General features: G+C 66.0%; 13 protein-coding genes. 3 read left to right on the top strand and 10 right to left on the bottom strand.

Annotated features, from left to right (window positions below; all coding sequences use genetic code 11):
• The 6 genes from BLP95_RS00475 to BLP95_RS00500 form a co-directional block, all read right to left on the bottom strand.
• Nucleotides 1-750: a haloacid dehalogenase type II gene (locus tag BLP95_RS00475; RefSeq protein WP_089676238.1), complete on the bottom strand. Its 750-nt coding sequence runs from the start codon at nucleotides 748-750 to the stop codon at nucleotides 1-3.
• A gap of 46 nt (nucleotides 751-796) precedes the next feature.
• Nucleotides 797-1,399, bottom strand: coding sequence for a 2-hydroxychromene-2-carboxylate isomerase (locus tag BLP95_RS00480; RefSeq protein WP_089676239.1), 603 nt, complete (start codon nucleotides 1,397-1,399; stop codon nucleotides 797-799).
• 9 nt (nucleotides 1,400-1,408) lie between these two features.
• Nucleotides 1,409-2,926, bottom strand: coding sequence for a malonate--CoA ligase (locus BLP95_RS00485; RefSeq protein WP_089676240.1), 1,518 nt, complete (start codon nucleotides 2,924-2,926; stop codon nucleotides 1,409-1,411).
• Nucleotides 2,923-4,278, bottom strand: a complete 1,356-nt coding sequence (locus BLP95_RS00490) for a malonyl-CoA decarboxylase (protein ID WP_089676241.1) — start codon at nucleotides 4,276-4,278, stop codon at nucleotides 2,923-2,925. Before BLP95_RS00490 ends, BLP95_RS00485 begins: the two co-directional genes overlap by 4 nt.
• Before the next feature lie 61 nt (nucleotides 4,279-4,339).
• The gene (locus BLP95_RS00495) at nucleotides 4,340-5,686 is read right to left on the bottom strand and encodes a short-chain fatty acid transporter (protein WP_089676242.1); all 1,347 of its coding nucleotides are present in this window, start codon (nucleotides 5,684-5,686) and stop codon (nucleotides 4,340-4,342) included.
• 82 nt (nucleotides 5,687-5,768) lie between these two features.
• Nucleotides 5,769-7,370, bottom strand: coding sequence for an amidase (locus BLP95_RS00500; protein WP_218118499.1), 1,602 nt, complete (start codon nucleotides 7,368-7,370; stop codon nucleotides 5,769-5,771).
• Between the two features lie 15 nt (nucleotides 7,371-7,385).
• On the opposite strand from BLP95_RS00500, the gene BLP95_RS00505 reads away from it, so the two are divergent.
• On the top strand, nucleotides 7,386-8,087 hold the full coding sequence (locus BLP95_RS00505; RefSeq protein WP_089676243.1) for a GntR family transcriptional regulator: 702 nt from the start codon (nucleotides 7,386-7,388) through the stop codon (nucleotides 8,085-8,087).
• 40 nt (nucleotides 8,088-8,127) lie between these two features.
• Here BLP95_RS00505 and BLP95_RS00510 read toward each other — a convergent pair whose 3' ends face one another.
• From BLP95_RS00510 to BLP95_RS00520, 4 genes are all read right to left on the bottom strand, one after another.
• Nucleotides 8,128-8,619 (bottom strand): methylated-DNA--[protein]-cysteine S-methyltransferase, encoded by a 492-nt coding sequence (locus BLP95_RS00510; RefSeq protein ID WP_089676244.1) that lies wholly within the window; start codon nucleotides 8,617-8,619, stop codon nucleotides 8,128-8,130.
• A 187-nt stretch (nucleotides 8,620-8,806) separates the two neighbouring features.
• Complete coding sequence (locus BLP95_RS16935) at nucleotides 8,807-8,935, bottom strand: putative transporter small subunit (RefSeq protein WP_218118500.1); 129 nt, start codon at nucleotides 8,933-8,935, stop codon at nucleotides 8,807-8,809.
• 69 nt (nucleotides 8,936-9,004) lie between these two features.
• Nucleotides 9,005-10,699 (bottom strand): sodium:solute symporter family protein, encoded by a 1,695-nt coding sequence (locus BLP95_RS00515; protein WP_089676245.1) that lies wholly within the window; start codon nucleotides 10,697-10,699, stop codon nucleotides 9,005-9,007.
• Between the two features lie 480 nt (nucleotides 10,700-11,179).
• On the bottom strand, nucleotides 11,180-12,115 hold the full coding sequence (locus tag BLP95_RS00520) for a DMT family transporter (RefSeq protein ID WP_089676246.1): 936 nt from the start codon (nucleotides 12,113-12,115) through the stop codon (nucleotides 11,180-11,182).
• Between the two features lie 113 nt (nucleotides 12,116-12,228).
• On the opposite strand from BLP95_RS00520, the gene BLP95_RS00525 reads away from it, so the two are divergent.
• Together BLP95_RS00525 and BLP95_RS00530 are read left to right on the top strand one after the other, a co-directional pair.
• On the top strand, nucleotides 12,229-13,095 hold the full coding sequence (locus tag BLP95_RS00525) for a LysR substrate-binding domain-containing protein (protein WP_089676247.1): 867 nt from the start codon (nucleotides 12,229-12,231) through the stop codon (nucleotides 13,093-13,095).
• Nucleotides 13,096-13,190: 95 nt separating this feature from the next.
• Complete coding sequence (locus BLP95_RS00530; protein WP_089676248.1) at nucleotides 13,191-14,663, top strand: protein adenylyltransferase SelO; 1,473 nt, start codon at nucleotides 13,191-13,193, stop codon at nucleotides 14,661-14,663.
• The last annotated feature ends 38 nt before the right edge of the window (nucleotides 14,664-14,701 follow it).

Consider the following 14,701-nt stretch of genomic DNA (forward strand, 5'->3'; position numbering starts at 1 on the left):
TCAAGGGTGTGCTCCGCCGGGCAGGCCGAGCCGGTCGGCCAGCTCGTGGAAGTCGTCGGCCACCAGGTCGAAGCACGGGTCGACGGTGAGGTCGGGGGTGGCGTCTGGGCCATGCTCCAGGGGGCGCCGTACGAAGGCGGTGCGGAAGCCCTCGCGGTGGGCGGCCTGGAGGTCGTCCTGGTGGGCGGCGACCATCAGGATGCGCTCGGGGGGCTGGTCGAGCAGGCGGGCGGCCATGCGGTAGACCTCGGGGTCGCGCTTGTAGTGGCCGGCGAGCTCCGCCGAGAGCACGCAGTCCCAGGGCAGCCCGGCGCGCCTGGCCATGTTCACCAGCAGCGAGACGTTGCCGTTGGAGAGGGTGGCCAGCACGTAGCGCTCGCGCAGGCGGGCCAGGCCGGCGACGCTGTCCGGCCAGGGATCCAGGCGGTGCCAGACCCGGTTGAAGCGCTCCCGCTCGGCCTCGTCGAGGGCATCGGCGATGCCGAACGCCTCCAGCAGGCGGTCCAGCGTCATGCGGTGCAGGTCGTCGAGGCGTGTCCAGGGCAGCTCGCCGTGGCGCACCCGGTCCATGGCCGGCGCATAGCCGCCGCGCCAGGCGTCGGCGAAGGCCGCCCAGTCCACCGCGAGGCCCAGGCGCTTGCCCAGCGCCTCGCCCTCGCGGATGACGCTGCTGCGCCAGTCCACCACGGTGCCGAAGACATCGAAGGTCAGGGCCCTGACATCGGCCAGGGCGACGGGAGGTTGTGGCATGTCGTGCTCTCCTGGGGGGAACCGCTGATGAGTCTAGTCCAAGGGGTCAGGCGCGGCGCGCCAGGGCCTCCTCGAGCAGTTCCAGGCGGTCCTGGCCCCAGAAGGGCTCGCCGTCGAGCAGGTACCAGGGCGCCCCGAAGCAGCCATCGTCCAGGGCGGCCCGGCAGGCCTCCTCCAGGTGCCGTTGGCCCGCCTCGCTCTCGGCCTCCTCCAGCAGGGCGCTGCCGTCCAGCCCGCAGGCGTCGGCGACCTCGCGCAGGGTCGCGGGGTCGGCGATGTCGCGCTCCTCGGCCCAGCAGGCGCGCATGAGCGCAAGCGACAGCTCGGCGATGTCATGCCCCCGGGCCTTGGCCGCCAGCGCCAGCCTCGCCGCCGGGCGGTCATCGGTCGGGAAGTGCGCCGGCTCCCGGTTGAGGGGAATACCCAGCCGCTGCGGCCAGCGGCTGAGCTCGGCCATGCGGTAGGCCTGGCGCTCGGGGGCGCGCTTGGCCAGCGGCAGCCCGCCGGTGCGCGGGAAGATCGCCCCCAGGGTGAGCGGCACGTAGTCTACGCTGGCGCCGTGGCGGGTGGCGATCTCGCCGAGACGGGCATGGCCCAGGTAGCTCCACGGTGAGATGTGGGTGTAGTAGTAACGGATCGTGGTCGGCATGAGGGCTCCTCAGCGATAGGTGTCCTGGAACTGCTGGCGCAGCTGGTTCTTCTGTACCTTGCCCATGGTGTTGCGGGGCAAACTGTCGACGAAGAAGACCCGCTTGGGCTGCTTGTAGCGGGCCAGGCGCCCCTGCAGTTGCCCGAGCACCTCGGCCTCGGTGAGCTCGGCGCCGGCCTCGGGCACCACCACGGCGGTGACCCCCTCGCCGAGGTCGGGGTGGGGCAGGCCGACCACCGCCGACTCCACCACGCCCTCGAGCTCGTCGATCACCTGCTCCACCTCCTTCGGGTAGACGTTGAAGCCGCCGGAGATCACCAGGTCCTTGTCGCGGCCGACGATCTGCACGTAGCCGTGCTCGTCCACCAGGGCCAGGTCGCCGGTGATGAAGAAGCCGTCCTCGAGGAGCTCCTCGCGGGTCTTCTCGGGCATGCGCCAGTAGCCGATGAAGACGTTGGGGCCGCGCACCTGGAGCATGCCAATCTCGCCCCGGGGGACCTCCTCGCCGCTCTCGCGGTCGGTGATGCGGATCTCCACCCCGGGCAGCGGCTGGCCCACGGTGCCGGCGCGGCGCGCGCCGTCGTAGGGGTTGGAGATGTTCATGTTGGTCTCGGTCATGCCATAGCGCTCGAGGATGGCGTGGCCGGTCTTCTCCTCGAAGGCCTGGTGGGTCTCGGCGGTGAGCGGCGCCGAGCCGGAGACGAACAGGCGCATCCTGGCGGTGACCTCGGGGGTGAGGCGGTCGTCGGCCACCAGGCGGGTATAGAAGGTGGGCACGCCCATCATCACCGTGCCGCGGGGCATCTCCTCGAAGATGACGTCGGCGTCGAACTTCGGCAGGAACAGCATGCTGGAGCCGGCCATCAGGGTGACGTTGCAGGCCACGAAGAGGCCGTGGGTATGGAAGATCGGCAGGGCGTGGATCAGCCGGTCCTCCTCGCCGAAGCCCCACGCCTTCACCAGGGTGGCGGCGTTGGAACCCAGGTTGCGATGGGTGAGCATGGCGCCCTTGGAGCGTCCGGTGGTGCCCGAGGTGTAGAGGATGGCGGCGAGGTCATTCTCCTCGCGGGGCTCGACCGCCTCGCGCGGGGTGGCGCTGGCGGTGGCCTCCATCAGGCTGCCGTCGGCAGCGGTGCCCAGGGTCTGGACCGCCGGGCAGCCGGTCTCCCCGGCGATGGTGCGCGCCTCATCGAGCACCGCCGGGCGGCAGACGAACAGTGCCGGCTCGGCGTCGGAGAGGAAGTAGCGGATCTCGTCGCCGGTGTAGCCGGTGTTGAGAGGCAGGTAGACGGCGCCGACGCGCAGGGTGGCGAGGTAGAGCAGGATCGCCTCGGGGCTCTTGTCCACCTGCACCGCCACCCGATCCCCCGGCGTCACGCCCAGCTCGACCAGGACGCCGGCCAGGCGGGCGCTCCCGGCCAGGGCGTCGGCGTGGGAGTAGCGGCGCCCCTCGCGGGTGGTGACGAAGTCGGCGTCGCCGCGGGCCTGCATGCGGGCGGCGAAGGTCTCGAACAGGTTGTGGCTCATTTGCTTGTCTCTCCCTTGGCCTGCTTCCTGGCCTTGCGCACGAGGTCCTTCACCTCGCCCGAACAGGCCACGGTTCCGTGGGCCGTGTAGTTCTCGTGGTTGCGCTCGATGTCGTTGAGCACATAGAGGTAGTTGACCATCAGCCCGGCGCCCTGCTCGAGTCCCTTGGTCGAGACGTCGCCGAGCCAGTTGATGCGGTGCAGTTCGGCACCGTTGCCCAGGTGGAAGCGGGCCACCGGGTTGAGCGGCAGGCCGCGGGCGTTCTTCTCCTCGGCGAGGTAGCGCGCCGCCAGCGGGCGCAGCCGGGCCTTGAGCGCCTCGGCGCGCTCGGCATCGGCGTGCCAGTCGGGTGCCTCCAGCGAAGCCAGTGCCTCACGGGTGGCCGCCGGCAGGGCCTCGTCGTCGCGCCGCTCGGCCAGCCACCGGGCGAAGCCCGGCACCGGCGAGAGGGTCACGAAGTGCTTCAGTTGCGGCAACTCCTGCTTGAGCTCCTGCACCACCTGCTTGATCAGGAAGTTGCCGAAGGAGATGCCGCGCAGCCCGGTCTGACAGTTGCTGATGCCGAAGAAGGCGGCGGCATCGGCCTCCTCAGGCTCCTCCACGCCGCTCTCCTCGCCGGCCAGGATCGGCTGGATGCGCGCCGGCAGCCCCTTGCACAGCGCCACCTCCACGAAGATCAGCGGCTCGTCGCCGATTGCCGGGTGGAAGAAGGCGAAGCAGCGCCGGTCGCGGGCGTCCAGGCGGCGGCGCAGGTCGTCCCAGTCGCGGATTTCGTGCACCGCCTCGTAGCGGATGATCTTCTCGAGGATCGAGGCCGGGGTGTTCCAGTCCATGCGCTTGAGCATCAGGAAGCCGCGGTTGAACCAGGAGCCGAACAGGTGGGCGAAGTCGCTGTCGATGGCGGCGAGCTCGGGGTGCTCGCGCAGCATACCGAGCAGGTCCTCGCGCATGCGCACCAGTGCGTAGGTGCCGTCGCGGGCCAGGTTGAGGCGCCGGAAGAGCTCCTGGCGGCGCGGCTCGCAGGCCTCGAACAGCGCCTCCAGGGCGGCGTTGTCGCGGCCCTCGCGGTAGGCCGCGTAGGCGGCGTCGATGGTCGCCGGCTCGGCGGCGAACTCTCCGCCCAGCCGCACGAAGAAGGCCAGGCGCTGCTCTTCGGCGAGGCACTCGTACATGTCCAGCGCGCGGCTGGCCAGGGCGATGCTGGAGGCCTCGCCGTCGCTCTCGAGCAGGGCGTGGCAGGCGGCCACCAGGTCCTCGTGGTCCGGCGACTCGTCACCCCCGTGGCGACGCCGCAGCAGGGCGTCGCGCTGGGTGATGTTGTTGAACAGCTCCTGCAGGAAGGTCATGTTCATGTAAATATGCCTTAACTTCTTGTAGACGTCCCCCGGACACGCCGGGGGACAATCATTTCATTTATGGAAAGAAAGTCAGGCCGATTATATAGAAAGGAACTGCAACTAAGAGCAATGTCATGCAGTAGCCCATGATATGGCGCGCCTTGACCCCTGTGATGCCAAGCAGTGCCAGTGCCCAGAATGGTTGGAACATATTGGTCCAAGTGTCGCCTGCGCCGAAGGCAGTAATGATTCTCCCAACGGACACACCAAGCTCTTGAGCCACCTCTGCCAAGATGGGACCTTGCACAGCCCACTGACCGCCCCCGGAAGGTACAAAAATATTAAGCAAACCGGCAGAGAACCAGCTGATCACTGGAAGGGTTTGTGGAGTCGCTATGCTTAGCATTGCATCCACGAAGATTACTGCCAGACCTGATAGGGTCACCATACCCATGATGCCGCCATAAAACGGAAACTGAAGTATGATCCCGCTCGCTCCCTTGGCAGCATCTGTCACAGCATTCATATATCTGACTGGTGTTTTATGTAAGGCCAAGCCAAGGAAAAGGAAAACAAAGTTGACGATATTTAGGTTAAGATCAAACCCATTTCGAGAAAAGTGCAAGAATGCATAGCAACCAGCAAGCGCTATAAAAATTACCGTGAACCAAACTGAATCCATTCGCGCCCCGATACTATTAGAAGTATCTATGTTTGCGTTGGGGTCTTCTTCTTTGAGGAATTGCGGTGCGTACTCTTCAATTCCAGATAGCTCGTTTTCTTTGCGAGGCGACATCAGGAAGAAAGTGACAGGGACAACTACTGCAATGAGCATCAGGCTATTGAGAAGCGCATAGCTAGAGAAAGCTGTTTCTGTGATAGGTATGATGCCGATGGCGTCTTCAAGAAAATGGCCGCTGGTTGCAACAGTCAAGCCTGATGAAGAAGACGGACCCAGATGCCATACCATTTGTCCAGAATAGCCGGCTGCCACAATTAATGGGTAGTGTAGCTTTACACCTTGCTTATATGCGGCCTTTCCTATCTCTAATGCAAAAATAGCCCCTACAATCAATCCAAGTGCCCAATTGAACCACGAAAAAATACAGGCTACCAGGGCAGTTAGCGCTGCTGCTTGTGCGCTGCTGCTTGGCTGAGAGGCCAGCCGCTGTATCCACTTCTTTACGGCAGGTGCAGTTGCCAATGCATGGCCAGTGACCAATATCATTACCATCTGCATGGTAAAGGATAGAAGATTCCAGAACCCTTCATACCAATGATCAACCATTGTTATTATGCTGCTATCTGTAAGCAAGAGTCCAAGTACAAAAGTTACAATTGTTAGCAAGAAAGCAAAAATTATTGGCTCAGGCATGAATCGCTCTGAGAATGTGGAGAATACATCGCCGAGTTGCTTTATCATAAGGGAGTCTCTTTGGTTGATTTGATTGTTTCCCTCCGCTGGAGGGTTTTATGGGCTTGCGTGTTCAACCAGGCATCTTTCATTAATTATTATCTTTTTTTTCTAAAATTTTGGGCTTTCTTTTTTTCCAGTCTGGAGCTGCCTCCTCGTAAGCTTTAGCAAGTTTGAGAAGCGATAGTTCGCTTCGGTGTGGAGCGATGACCTGAATGCCCATTGGGAGTCCTTGGGGGTTGAACCCCGCCGGAATGTTCAATATTGGGCATCCGGAAAGGGAGCCGGGTACAACTACTTGCATCCATCGATGGTATGTGTCCATCACCTTTCCGGATATTTCGCTAGGCCAAGGTGTTGTTGCAAGGAACGGGAAGCATTGCGCGCTTGGCAATGCTAAGAAGTCATAATTTTCAAAACATTCGAAGAGAGTTGTGTACCACAGGCTTCTTGTTACGCTAGCTTCATGGATCTCATGTGCAGTGAGAGATAAGCCCTCTCTTATCTCCCATTGTGCTTCCGGTTTAAGCAGGCTGCGTTTTTTTTCGTCTTTATAGAATGTTGCAAGGTTTCCTGATATTGCCCATTGGCGAAGTTTGGTCCAGCTTTCCCAGATTTGACTCATTGCCATGGGGGGAGGGCTGTTTTCGACTATACAGCCGATGTCGCCAAAAGTTTTTAGGGCCTCTTCACAAACCTCTATTACTCCCTCTTCCATCGGGAGTTCGCCGCCCCAGTCTTTTAGCCAGCCAATGCGTGTGCCTTTTTGGTTGCTGCTCAAGCCTCCTAATAATTTGGAGGGATCATCCGTAAGTGTTAGTGGGCTTCTTGGCTCATGTCCTGACTGTGTATGAAGCAGTCTTTGTAAATCATCAATGTTCCTCGCCATCGGGCCTTCAGTGCCAAGTTGATGACAAAAAAATTCCGGTGCCGGGCCTGACGGTATTCGGCCAAAAGAAGGCCTTAATCCATATATGTTATGGTATGCGGCTGGGTTTCTCAGTGAACCCATCATGTCGCTACCATCTGCGACAGGCAGCATGTGTAATGCTAGAGCGGCAGCAGCACCGCCACTAGAGCCGCCTGCTGTAAGTTTGTTGTCGTATGCATTCCTGCTTATTCCGAATACGTTGTTGAAGGTTTGTGAGCCCAGCCCGAATTCTGGTGTATTGGTTTTGCCTATTATGATTGCTCCTTTTTCCCTTATTCTGCTCACCATAAAGCTATCTTTCTGTGGTACGTTGTTTTTGAAGAGAGGTGAGCCCAGGGTGGTTTTTATTCCTGATGTTGCTGATAAATCTTTTATTGCCAACGGTATTCCATGTAGCCACCCGCGTGATTTGCCTCTTGTTAACTCAAGATCATATTGGCGAGCTTCTTCGAGCAGCTCCTCTGTTGGCCTGATGGATACAATTGCATTTACTGAAGGGTTTATGTTGTCAATATGCTTGAGGTAAGCTTCCATAACCTCAGTGCAGCTGATGCGCTTTGCATGAATCTCTTGAGAGAGTTCGGTTGCCCCATAGGCTAGAATCTCAGGCATCTTGTAACCAACTGGCCACTCGGCAGCGTCACTCGTAGGTATCTCGGATCTAAAATAATTGTTCATGTCATATATCATGTTGTTTGTTGTATACTTCAGAATGTATAACGCATACATCAGCATTGTGCAAGCATGGAGCTTGCAGGGCACGCTAAGGTAATTCTCATGGACATCCAAAAACGCTCGAACGCCCAGCGCCTCAGGGACGCCCTCGAGGACGACATCATCAACGGCCGGCGCACGCCCGGCGAGCGCCTCGATCCAGAGGCGCTGTGCCGCGAGTTCGGGGTGTCGCGCACCCCGGTGCGCGAGGCGGTGCAGCAGCTGGTGGCCAGCGGCCTGGTGACGGTGTCGCCCAAGAAGGGTACCTTCGTCGCCCGGGTCGGCATCGACGAGCTGATCGAGATGTTCGAGGTGATGGCCGAGCTCGAGGGGATGTGCGGCCGCCTGGCCGCGCGGCGCATCGGCGGGGAGGAGCTGGCCGCGCTGCGCGAGGCGCACCGGCGTTGCGAGACGGCCGCCCAGGCGGGAGACGCCGACGACTACTACTACGAGAACGAGGCCTTCCACGACTGCATCTACCGCGCCAGCCACAATGGCTTCCTGGCCGGCGAGGCGCGCCAGCTCAAGCAGCGCCTCAAGCCCTACCGGCGCCTGCAGCTGCAGGTGCGCCAGCGCATCGGCTCCTCGCTGCAGGAGCATCGCGAGATCGTGGCGGCCATCGAGGCGGGTGACGCGGCGCGCGCCGAGCAGGCGATGCGCGACCACGTGCTGATCCAGGGGGAGCGCTTCAGCGACTTCGTCGCAAGCGTGCGGCGCTTCGGTGCCGACCGGGCGGACGGCGTCGGCGAGATCGCGGCCCGCTGAGCCCTCGCTCAGCCCCTAGCCCTGAGCCCTGAAACCGAGCTCAACCCAGCAGCATCGGCACCTCGCCGGCCTCGAAGGCGAGCAGCCAGCGCTTGCGGCCGATGCCGCCGGCGTAGCCGGTCATGCGTCCGTCGCTGCCGATCACCCGGTGGCAGGGCACCACGATGGCGATGGGGTTCCTGCCGTTGGCCGCACCCACCGCGCGCTGGCCGCCCTTGCTGCCGAGCTGCTCGGCGAGCTCGGCGTAGTTGCGGGTCTCCCCAAAGGGGATGCCCGCCAGGGCCTCCCACACCCGCCGCTGGAAGTCGGTGCCCTGCGGGGCCAGCGGCAGGTCGAAGTCGCGGCGGCTGCCGGCGAAGTACTCGGCGAGCTGCTCCCGGGCCAGCTCGGTGAGCGGCCCGGGACGCGCGGGCTCGGTCTCTGCGTCGACGAAGTCGATCTCGGTCACCCCCTCGGCGCTGGCGCGGATCAGCACCAGCCCCAGGGCGTCCGCGTCCGGGGGGCGGTAGTAGTCGAGGGTGTCGTGGCTCATGGCGCGTGCTCCTGCCGGCGATCGGCGTCGCGGATCCTTACCCGAGTCTACCGCGTCTGGCCGCCATGGCCAGGCCTCCATCTCCAGACCCCGATCTCCAGACCCCGATCTCCAGAACCCCAGGGCCACAACGTCATCGGCCCCGCGGGCAGTGCCGGCGGGGCCGATGGCGTTTCTCAGCGGTGGCCTACACCAGCTCGCGGTTCTCCGCGCGGGCGCGGCACTGGTCGCGCCACACGGCGCGGCAGATCAGGGCCAGCACGCCCAGGGTCAGGGCGGGCCAGACCAGCACATAGAAAGTGAACAGTGTCGTCATGGTGACGTCTCCTCTGGAATGGGGAGCGAGAAAGGGTGGCGCGGTGCCGTCGGGCGGCACCGCTTGGACTCAGCGCTGCGCAGCCAGGCTCGCCGCGGCGGGGATCGCCTCGCCCGCCTCGGGCTCGGCCTCGTGGGCGTCGTAGTCGCCCACCCGCTCGCGGATGGTGGCGAAGTCGAAGCGCTCGCGGCTGGCCAGGCTCATCACCACGCACACCAGGGTGCTGGTGCCGTAGGCAGTCAGCGAGGCGAGCAGCACGGTGTAGTCGCGCAGGAAGCCGGTGGCGAACACCAGCATGGCGACCAGCGCCAGCGCACCGGCGACGAAGCCGGCGGTGCGGCCGAGGAAGCCGAACACCATCAGGCCGATGATCACACCGCCGCCGATGCTGGCCAGCAGCTCGAAGAACAGGCCGCCGGGGCCGGCGAGGTCGACCAGCTCGAAGCGGGCGACGCAGAACAGCACCATGGCCACCAGCACCGAGGTAGTGAAGGCCTGGTTGGTCACCCGGCTCCAGAAGCAGCTGGCGATCACCGGAAAGACGATGGCGCCCCACAGCGCGCCCACGAACACCAGCATCACCAGGATATCCAGCGAGAAGCTGGCGAAGACGATGCCCACCGCGGTGGCGGTGATCATGGTCAGCCGGCCGACCAGCAGCATGCGCTTGGGGTCGGCTTTGCCCCTGGCGATGTTCTTGCCGTAGACGTCGGCCATCATGATCGCCGACAGCGCCGAGAGGTCGGAGTCGGCGGTGGAGGAGAGCGAGCCGATCACCAGGATGAAGAACAGCGCGATGAATACCGGCGGCAGGTAGCCGGAGACCATCTGCGGGATCAGGTTGTTCATGTCGCCGTCGAGCGGCTGCACACCGATGGTCAGTGCCATCAGGCCGATCATGCCCAGGCCGATGACGATGGCACCGTAGCCCACGGTGGCGGTGAGGAAGGTGGGCTTGATGTGGTCCTCGTTCACCGCGAACAGGCGCTGGGAGATGGTCTGGTTGCCGATGGCGTAGGCCAGCACGGCGACGAAGAAGGGCGCGCCCTGTTGCAGGATCGCCTCGCTGGAGAAGAAGTTGGCCTGCTCCGGCGTCAGGTTGTCGAGGCCGGCGACCAGCGTCTCGGGGCCGCCCATGGCGAAGAACACCGCCGGAATGATCACGATGGCGATGGCCATCAGCGCCACCAGCTGGGCGAAGTCGGTCAGCACCGAGGCCCGGAAGCCGGACCACAGGGTATAGAGCAGCACGCCCACGCCGGCGATGATCACCCCGGCCTGGAAGGAGAGCGGCGAGAGCACCGAGACCAGCGCGCCGGCGGCGGTGAAGTTGACCATCAGGCTGATCACGCTGCCCAGCACGTTGGAGAGCGCCAGGATCAGCTGGCTGGAGGAGCCGTGGCGGGCGTGGATCAGCTCGCCCAGGGTGTGGGCGTTGGGGGCGAGCTTGCGGAAGCGCCGGCCGAAGGGATAGATGAAGAGGATCATCAACGCGCCCCACAGGCCGTAGTGGATGGGGCCAGAGACGCCGTAGGTGTAGCCGGAGGTGGCCGCGGCGTAGAAGGAGGCCGCCCAGATCCAGGTGGCGGTCATGCTGGCGGCGCCGATGCCGAAGCCGATACGGTGGTTGGAGACCATGTAGGCATCGGCGTCCTCGTTCTTCCGGCGGATGCCGAGCGTCATCAGGTAGGTGCCGCCGTAGAAGGCGAGCAGCAGCAGGATCACGGTCAGGGTCGAGAATTGGTACAGAGATTCGCTGTTCAAGGGCAGTCCCTCGGTGGGTGGAACGTAGGCGTCCCGGGCATCCCGGACGAGGCCGGATGCCGAACGCGGTGATGGTGCTGGGGGTGGTGCCAGGGTCACGAACGCCGACGCAGGTGACCCGGCCGCCGGGATGGCAGCAGGACGAGGTAGCGTCAGGGATGGCGTTCAGGCACGGCAGTGGCTGCCGTGGGCGGCATTACCCCGCGTGGGGGAGGTGGGGCGGCGGGCGGCGCGGCATGCAGCGGCCCTCATCGGCGTAGTGGCGCGACATGGATTCGTTCTCTCTCGATGGCGTCGACGACGGTCAGTCGAAGGTACGGCGATCCAGTCTGCGGTGAGGCAAGACCAGGGTGGCCCGGCCGGTGGCCGTGGCTCGTCAGGGATCGGTTGTTGTCGATGTTGTCCTGATCCGGGGGACGGATACCCTACCCACCCGAAGGGCGAATGTCCAATCTGCCCCGAACGCGGGGGGAAAAGGTGTCAGCGTCGCCGAAAACGGCGAGGTGCCCGGAGAGGGCCGTGTCGCGCCGGCTCCCGGCTCGCGGTCAGGCTACCGGCCACCACCAGCAGCGCGGCCAGTGGCAGGCGCCAGTCCGGGGTGGTCACGCCGGCCATCACCAGGAACAGCGTGGCCAGCACCGGCACCGCGTGGGCCAGGTTGCCGAGGCGGTGGGCGAGTGGGTCGCGCATGGCCCGGTCCCAGGCCAGCATGGCCAGGCCGTAGGGGCCCAGGCCCAGGACGGCGGTGGCCAGCAGGGCGTCACGGGAAGGCAGGGCATGGGTGCCTTCCAGCGCCAGGCTGAGGCCACCCACCATGACACTGGCGACCAGCAGCAGGTGGGGCAGGCGCTCGCCCAGGCGCCAGGCGGCTACCTGGCTGGCCAGCGAGTAGAGCGCCCAGCACAGTGCGCCCAGCAGCGCCAAGGCGTAGCCGCCCCAGGCGCCCGAGACCCCGCCCGCCAGGGCGTCGGGCAGCACGAGCAGCGCCGCGCCGCCGAACGCCAGGCCGGCGCCGACGACGGTGCCGGCCGACAGCCGGCCCAGCGCCAGCCGCCGGCTCGCCAGCAGGAAGAGCACCGGCCAGGTGTAGAGGATCAGTGCCGCCTCCCCGGCGGGCGCCAGTCGGAAGGCGGCGAAGCAGGCGCCCACCGCGCCGGCCACCAGCAGTGGCACCCCCAGGTAGACCATCACGCGCTGGGCCGGCGACAGCGGCGCGTCGCGGTGGCGCCGGCGCCTGGCCATGGGCAGGGTGCCGAGAGCCCCTGCCAGCAGCGCCAGGGCCGCCAGGCGCAATGGCGGCAGCGCCTGGGTGTCGGCGGCCAGCAGCGGCACCAGCGCCCACAGCACCACCGCCAGGGCGGCGGCCCCGCCACCGAGCCAGGGGGAGTGGGCGAGACGGGAATGGCGCAGCTGCATGGTGGAGACCTCCGGTGCCGGGGCGGGTGGATGATGCCGCCATGCTAGCCATGCCATACTCATCACGATAACGATCTTTCTTGAAGTCATTCATCAAGGAGCTTGATGGATTTATGCGTGCCCCGACCCTCGACCTCGCCCTGCTGCGCACCCTGGTGGCGGTGGCCGATACCGGCAGCGTCACAGCCGCCGCCCGGCAGCTGGCCTACACCCAGTCCACGGTGAGCATGCAGCTCGCGCGGCTCGAGGGCTCGTTGGGCGTGGCGCTGCACGAGCGGGAGGGGCGGCGCATCCGCTTCACCGCCGAGGGCGAGCGCCTGCTGGGCCATGCCCGCCGGCTGCTGGCGCAGAACGACGAGGCGCTGGCCGACATGAAGGCGCGCCGGGTGACCGGCGAGCTCAACCTGGGGATTCCCGAGGACTACGCCACCCTGCTCACCGCGGTGTTCTCCTGGTTCCACCAGCTCTACCCGGACGTGGGGCTCCAGGTCACCTGCGGCACCAGCGCCGACCTGGTGGAGCGGGTGCGCGGCGACGAGCTGGACCTGGCGCTTGTGACCCGCCAGCGGCGCTCGCCGGGGGGCGAGGTGATCCGCCGCGAGCCCCTGGCCTGGGCGGTGGGGCTGGAGCGCCAGCCCTCGCTCACCGACCCGCTGCCGCTGGCGCTCTACTCGCCGGGTGCCGACCTCTTCCGCGAGGTGGCCGAGGAGGCCCTGGCCGCGGCCGGCCGCACCTGGCGGGTAGCCTATACCAGCCAGTCCATGGCCGGCCTGTCGCCGGTGGTGCAGGCGGGGCTCGCCATCGTGGTGGTCACCCGCAGCATGCTGGGCCCCCAGCTGCGTGCCCTGGACGAAGCCAGCGGCCTGCCGGCGCTGCCCGCCGTGGAGCTGGCCCTGCACCGGGCCGCGCGCCGCCCCACCGAGCCGGCGCGGCGCCTGGCCGAGCTGATCCGAGAGGCACTAGCGCCGACGGCGGGGTAGGGAAAGTCGGGAGACGTCCACCTCGAAAGGCACAATCTTGAGCGTTATACTCGGGTATTCAACCATCGGCCGTGATCGCCCCGACCGGAGCCGCCATGTTCCCCGAGTTCAGCCTGCGCTATGCGCGCCTGCCCGACCGCTTCTTCCTGCGCTTCGACCCGGTGCCGGTTCCCGCACCGCGCCTGGTGGCCTTCAACCGGCCGCTGGCCGAGACGCTGGGCTTCGACCTGGCCGCCTTCGACGAGGCCCGCGCCGCCGACTGGTTCGCCGGCAATGCCGTGCCGGAAGGCTCCGAGCCCGTGGCCCAGGCCTACGCCGGCCACCAGTTCGGCCACTTCAACCCGCGCCTCGGCGACGGCCGCGCGGTGCTGCTCGGCGAGGTGGTCGACCGCGAGGGGAGGCTGCGCGACATCCAGCTCAAGGGTGCCGGCATGACCCCCTTCTCGCGGGGCGCCGACGGCCGCGCACCGCTGGGCCCGGTACTGCGCGAGTACCTGGTCAGCGAGGCGATGCACCGCCTCGGCGTGCCCACCACCCGGGCGCTGGCCGCGGTGACCAGCGGCGAGCGGGTCTTCCGCCGGGTGCCGGAGCCCGGCGCGGTGCTGACCCGGGTGGCCGCGAGCCACCTGCGCGTCGGCACCTTCCAGTACTTCGCCGCCCGGGACGACGTGGAGGCGGTGCGCACCCTGGCCGACATGGCCATCGAGCGCCACTACTCCCCCCTGGCGGAGCGGGAGGGGCAGGAGCGCTACCTGGCCCTGCTGGAGGCGGTGGCCGAGCGCCAGGCGGCGCTGGTGGCGAAATGGATGGGGCTCGGCTTCATCCACGGCGTGATGAACACCGACAACTGCAGCATCGCCGGCGAGACCATCGACTACGGCCCCTGCGCCTTCATGGAGGCCTACTCGCCGACCATGGTGTTCAGCTCCATAGACGAGCAGGGGCGCTACGCCTACCGCAACCAGCCCTGGATCGCCCAGTGGAACCTGGCGCGCCTGGCCGAGACGCTGATCCCGCTGATCGACGACGACCAGGAGGCGGCGATCGCCAGGGCCACCAGGGTGATCGAGGCCTACGAGCCCCGCTACGAGGCCGAGTGGCTGGCGGTCTTCCGCGAGAAGCTCGGCCTGGCCCGCAAAGAGGAGGGCGACCGTGCGCTGGCGGAGGCCTTCCTCGAGGCGCTGGCGGCCGGCCGCGCCGACTTCACCCTGGCCTTCCGGCGTCTCGCCGAGGCGGTGGAGGCGGACGCCCCCGCGCTGCTCGAGCTGTTCGAGGACGGTGGGGCCCTGGGCGACTGGCTGCCGCGCTGGCGCGAGCGCCTGGCCCGGGAGTCGGCCTCGCCCGAGGCGATCGCGGCGCGCATGAACGCGGTCAACCCGCTCTATATCCCGCGCAACCACCAGGTGGAGCGGGTGATCGCCGCGGCCGCCGAGCATGATGACTTCGCTCCCTTCGAGGCGCTGCGCGAGGTGCTGGCCGAGCCCTTCACCGCGCAGCCCGGCCGCGAGGCCTATGCCGAGCCGGCCCCGGCCACCGAGCGGGTATTGCGCACCTTCTGCGGCACCTGAGCCGTCTGCTGCTGCCCCTGAACACGCAAAAAGACGCC

Origin of the sequence: Halomonas shengliensis (genome assembly GCF_900104135.1) — a bacterium.
Taxonomy (GTDB): Bacteria; Pseudomonadota; Gammaproteobacteria; order Pseudomonadales; family Halomonadaceae; genus Halomonas; species Halomonas shengliensis.

Bases quoted from the DNA above. Each gene is read 5' to 3' on its own strand.
- BLP95_RS00485 (WP_089676240.1), bottom strand. From the start codon at position 2,926: ATGAGCCACAACCTGTTCGAGACCTTCGCCGCCCGCATGCAGGCCCGC.
- BLP95_RS00480 (WP_089676239.1), bottom strand. From the start codon at position 1,399: ATGCCGACCACGATCCGTTACTACTACACCCACATCTCACCGTGGAGC.
- BLP95_RS00520 (WP_089676246.1), bottom strand. From the start codon at position 12,115: ATGCAGCTGCGCCATTCCCGTCTCGCCCACTCCCCCTGGCTCGGTGGC.
- BLP95_RS00510 (WP_089676244.1), bottom strand. From the start codon at position 8,619: ATGAGCCACGACACCCTCGACTACTACCGCCCCCCGGACGCGGACGCC.
- BLP95_RS00475 (WP_089676238.1), bottom strand. From the start codon at position 750: ATGCCACAACCTCCCGTCGCCCTGGCCGATGTCAGGGCCCTGACCTTC.
- BLP95_RS16935 (WP_218118500.1), bottom strand. From the start codon at position 8,935: ATGACGACACTGTTCACTTTCTATGTGCTGGTCTGGCCCGCCCTGACC.
- BLP95_RS00525 (WP_089676247.1), top strand. From the start codon at position 12,229: ATGCGTGCCCCGACCCTCGACCTCGCCCTGCTGCGCACCCTGGTGGCG.
- BLP95_RS00490 (WP_089676241.1), bottom strand. From the start codon at position 4,278: ATGAACATGACCTTCCTGCAGGAGCTGTTCAACAACATCACCCAGCGC.
- BLP95_RS00505 (WP_089676243.1), top strand. From the start codon at position 7,386: ATGGACATCCAAAAACGCTCGAACGCCCAGCGCCTCAGGGACGCCCTC.
- BLP95_RS00530 (WP_089676248.1), top strand. From the start codon at position 13,191: ATGTTCCCCGAGTTCAGCCTGCGCTATGCGCGCCTGCCCGACCGCTTC.
- BLP95_RS00495 (WP_089676242.1), bottom strand. From the start codon at position 5,686: ATGATAAAGCAACTCGGCGATGTATTCTCCACATTCTCAGAGCGATTC.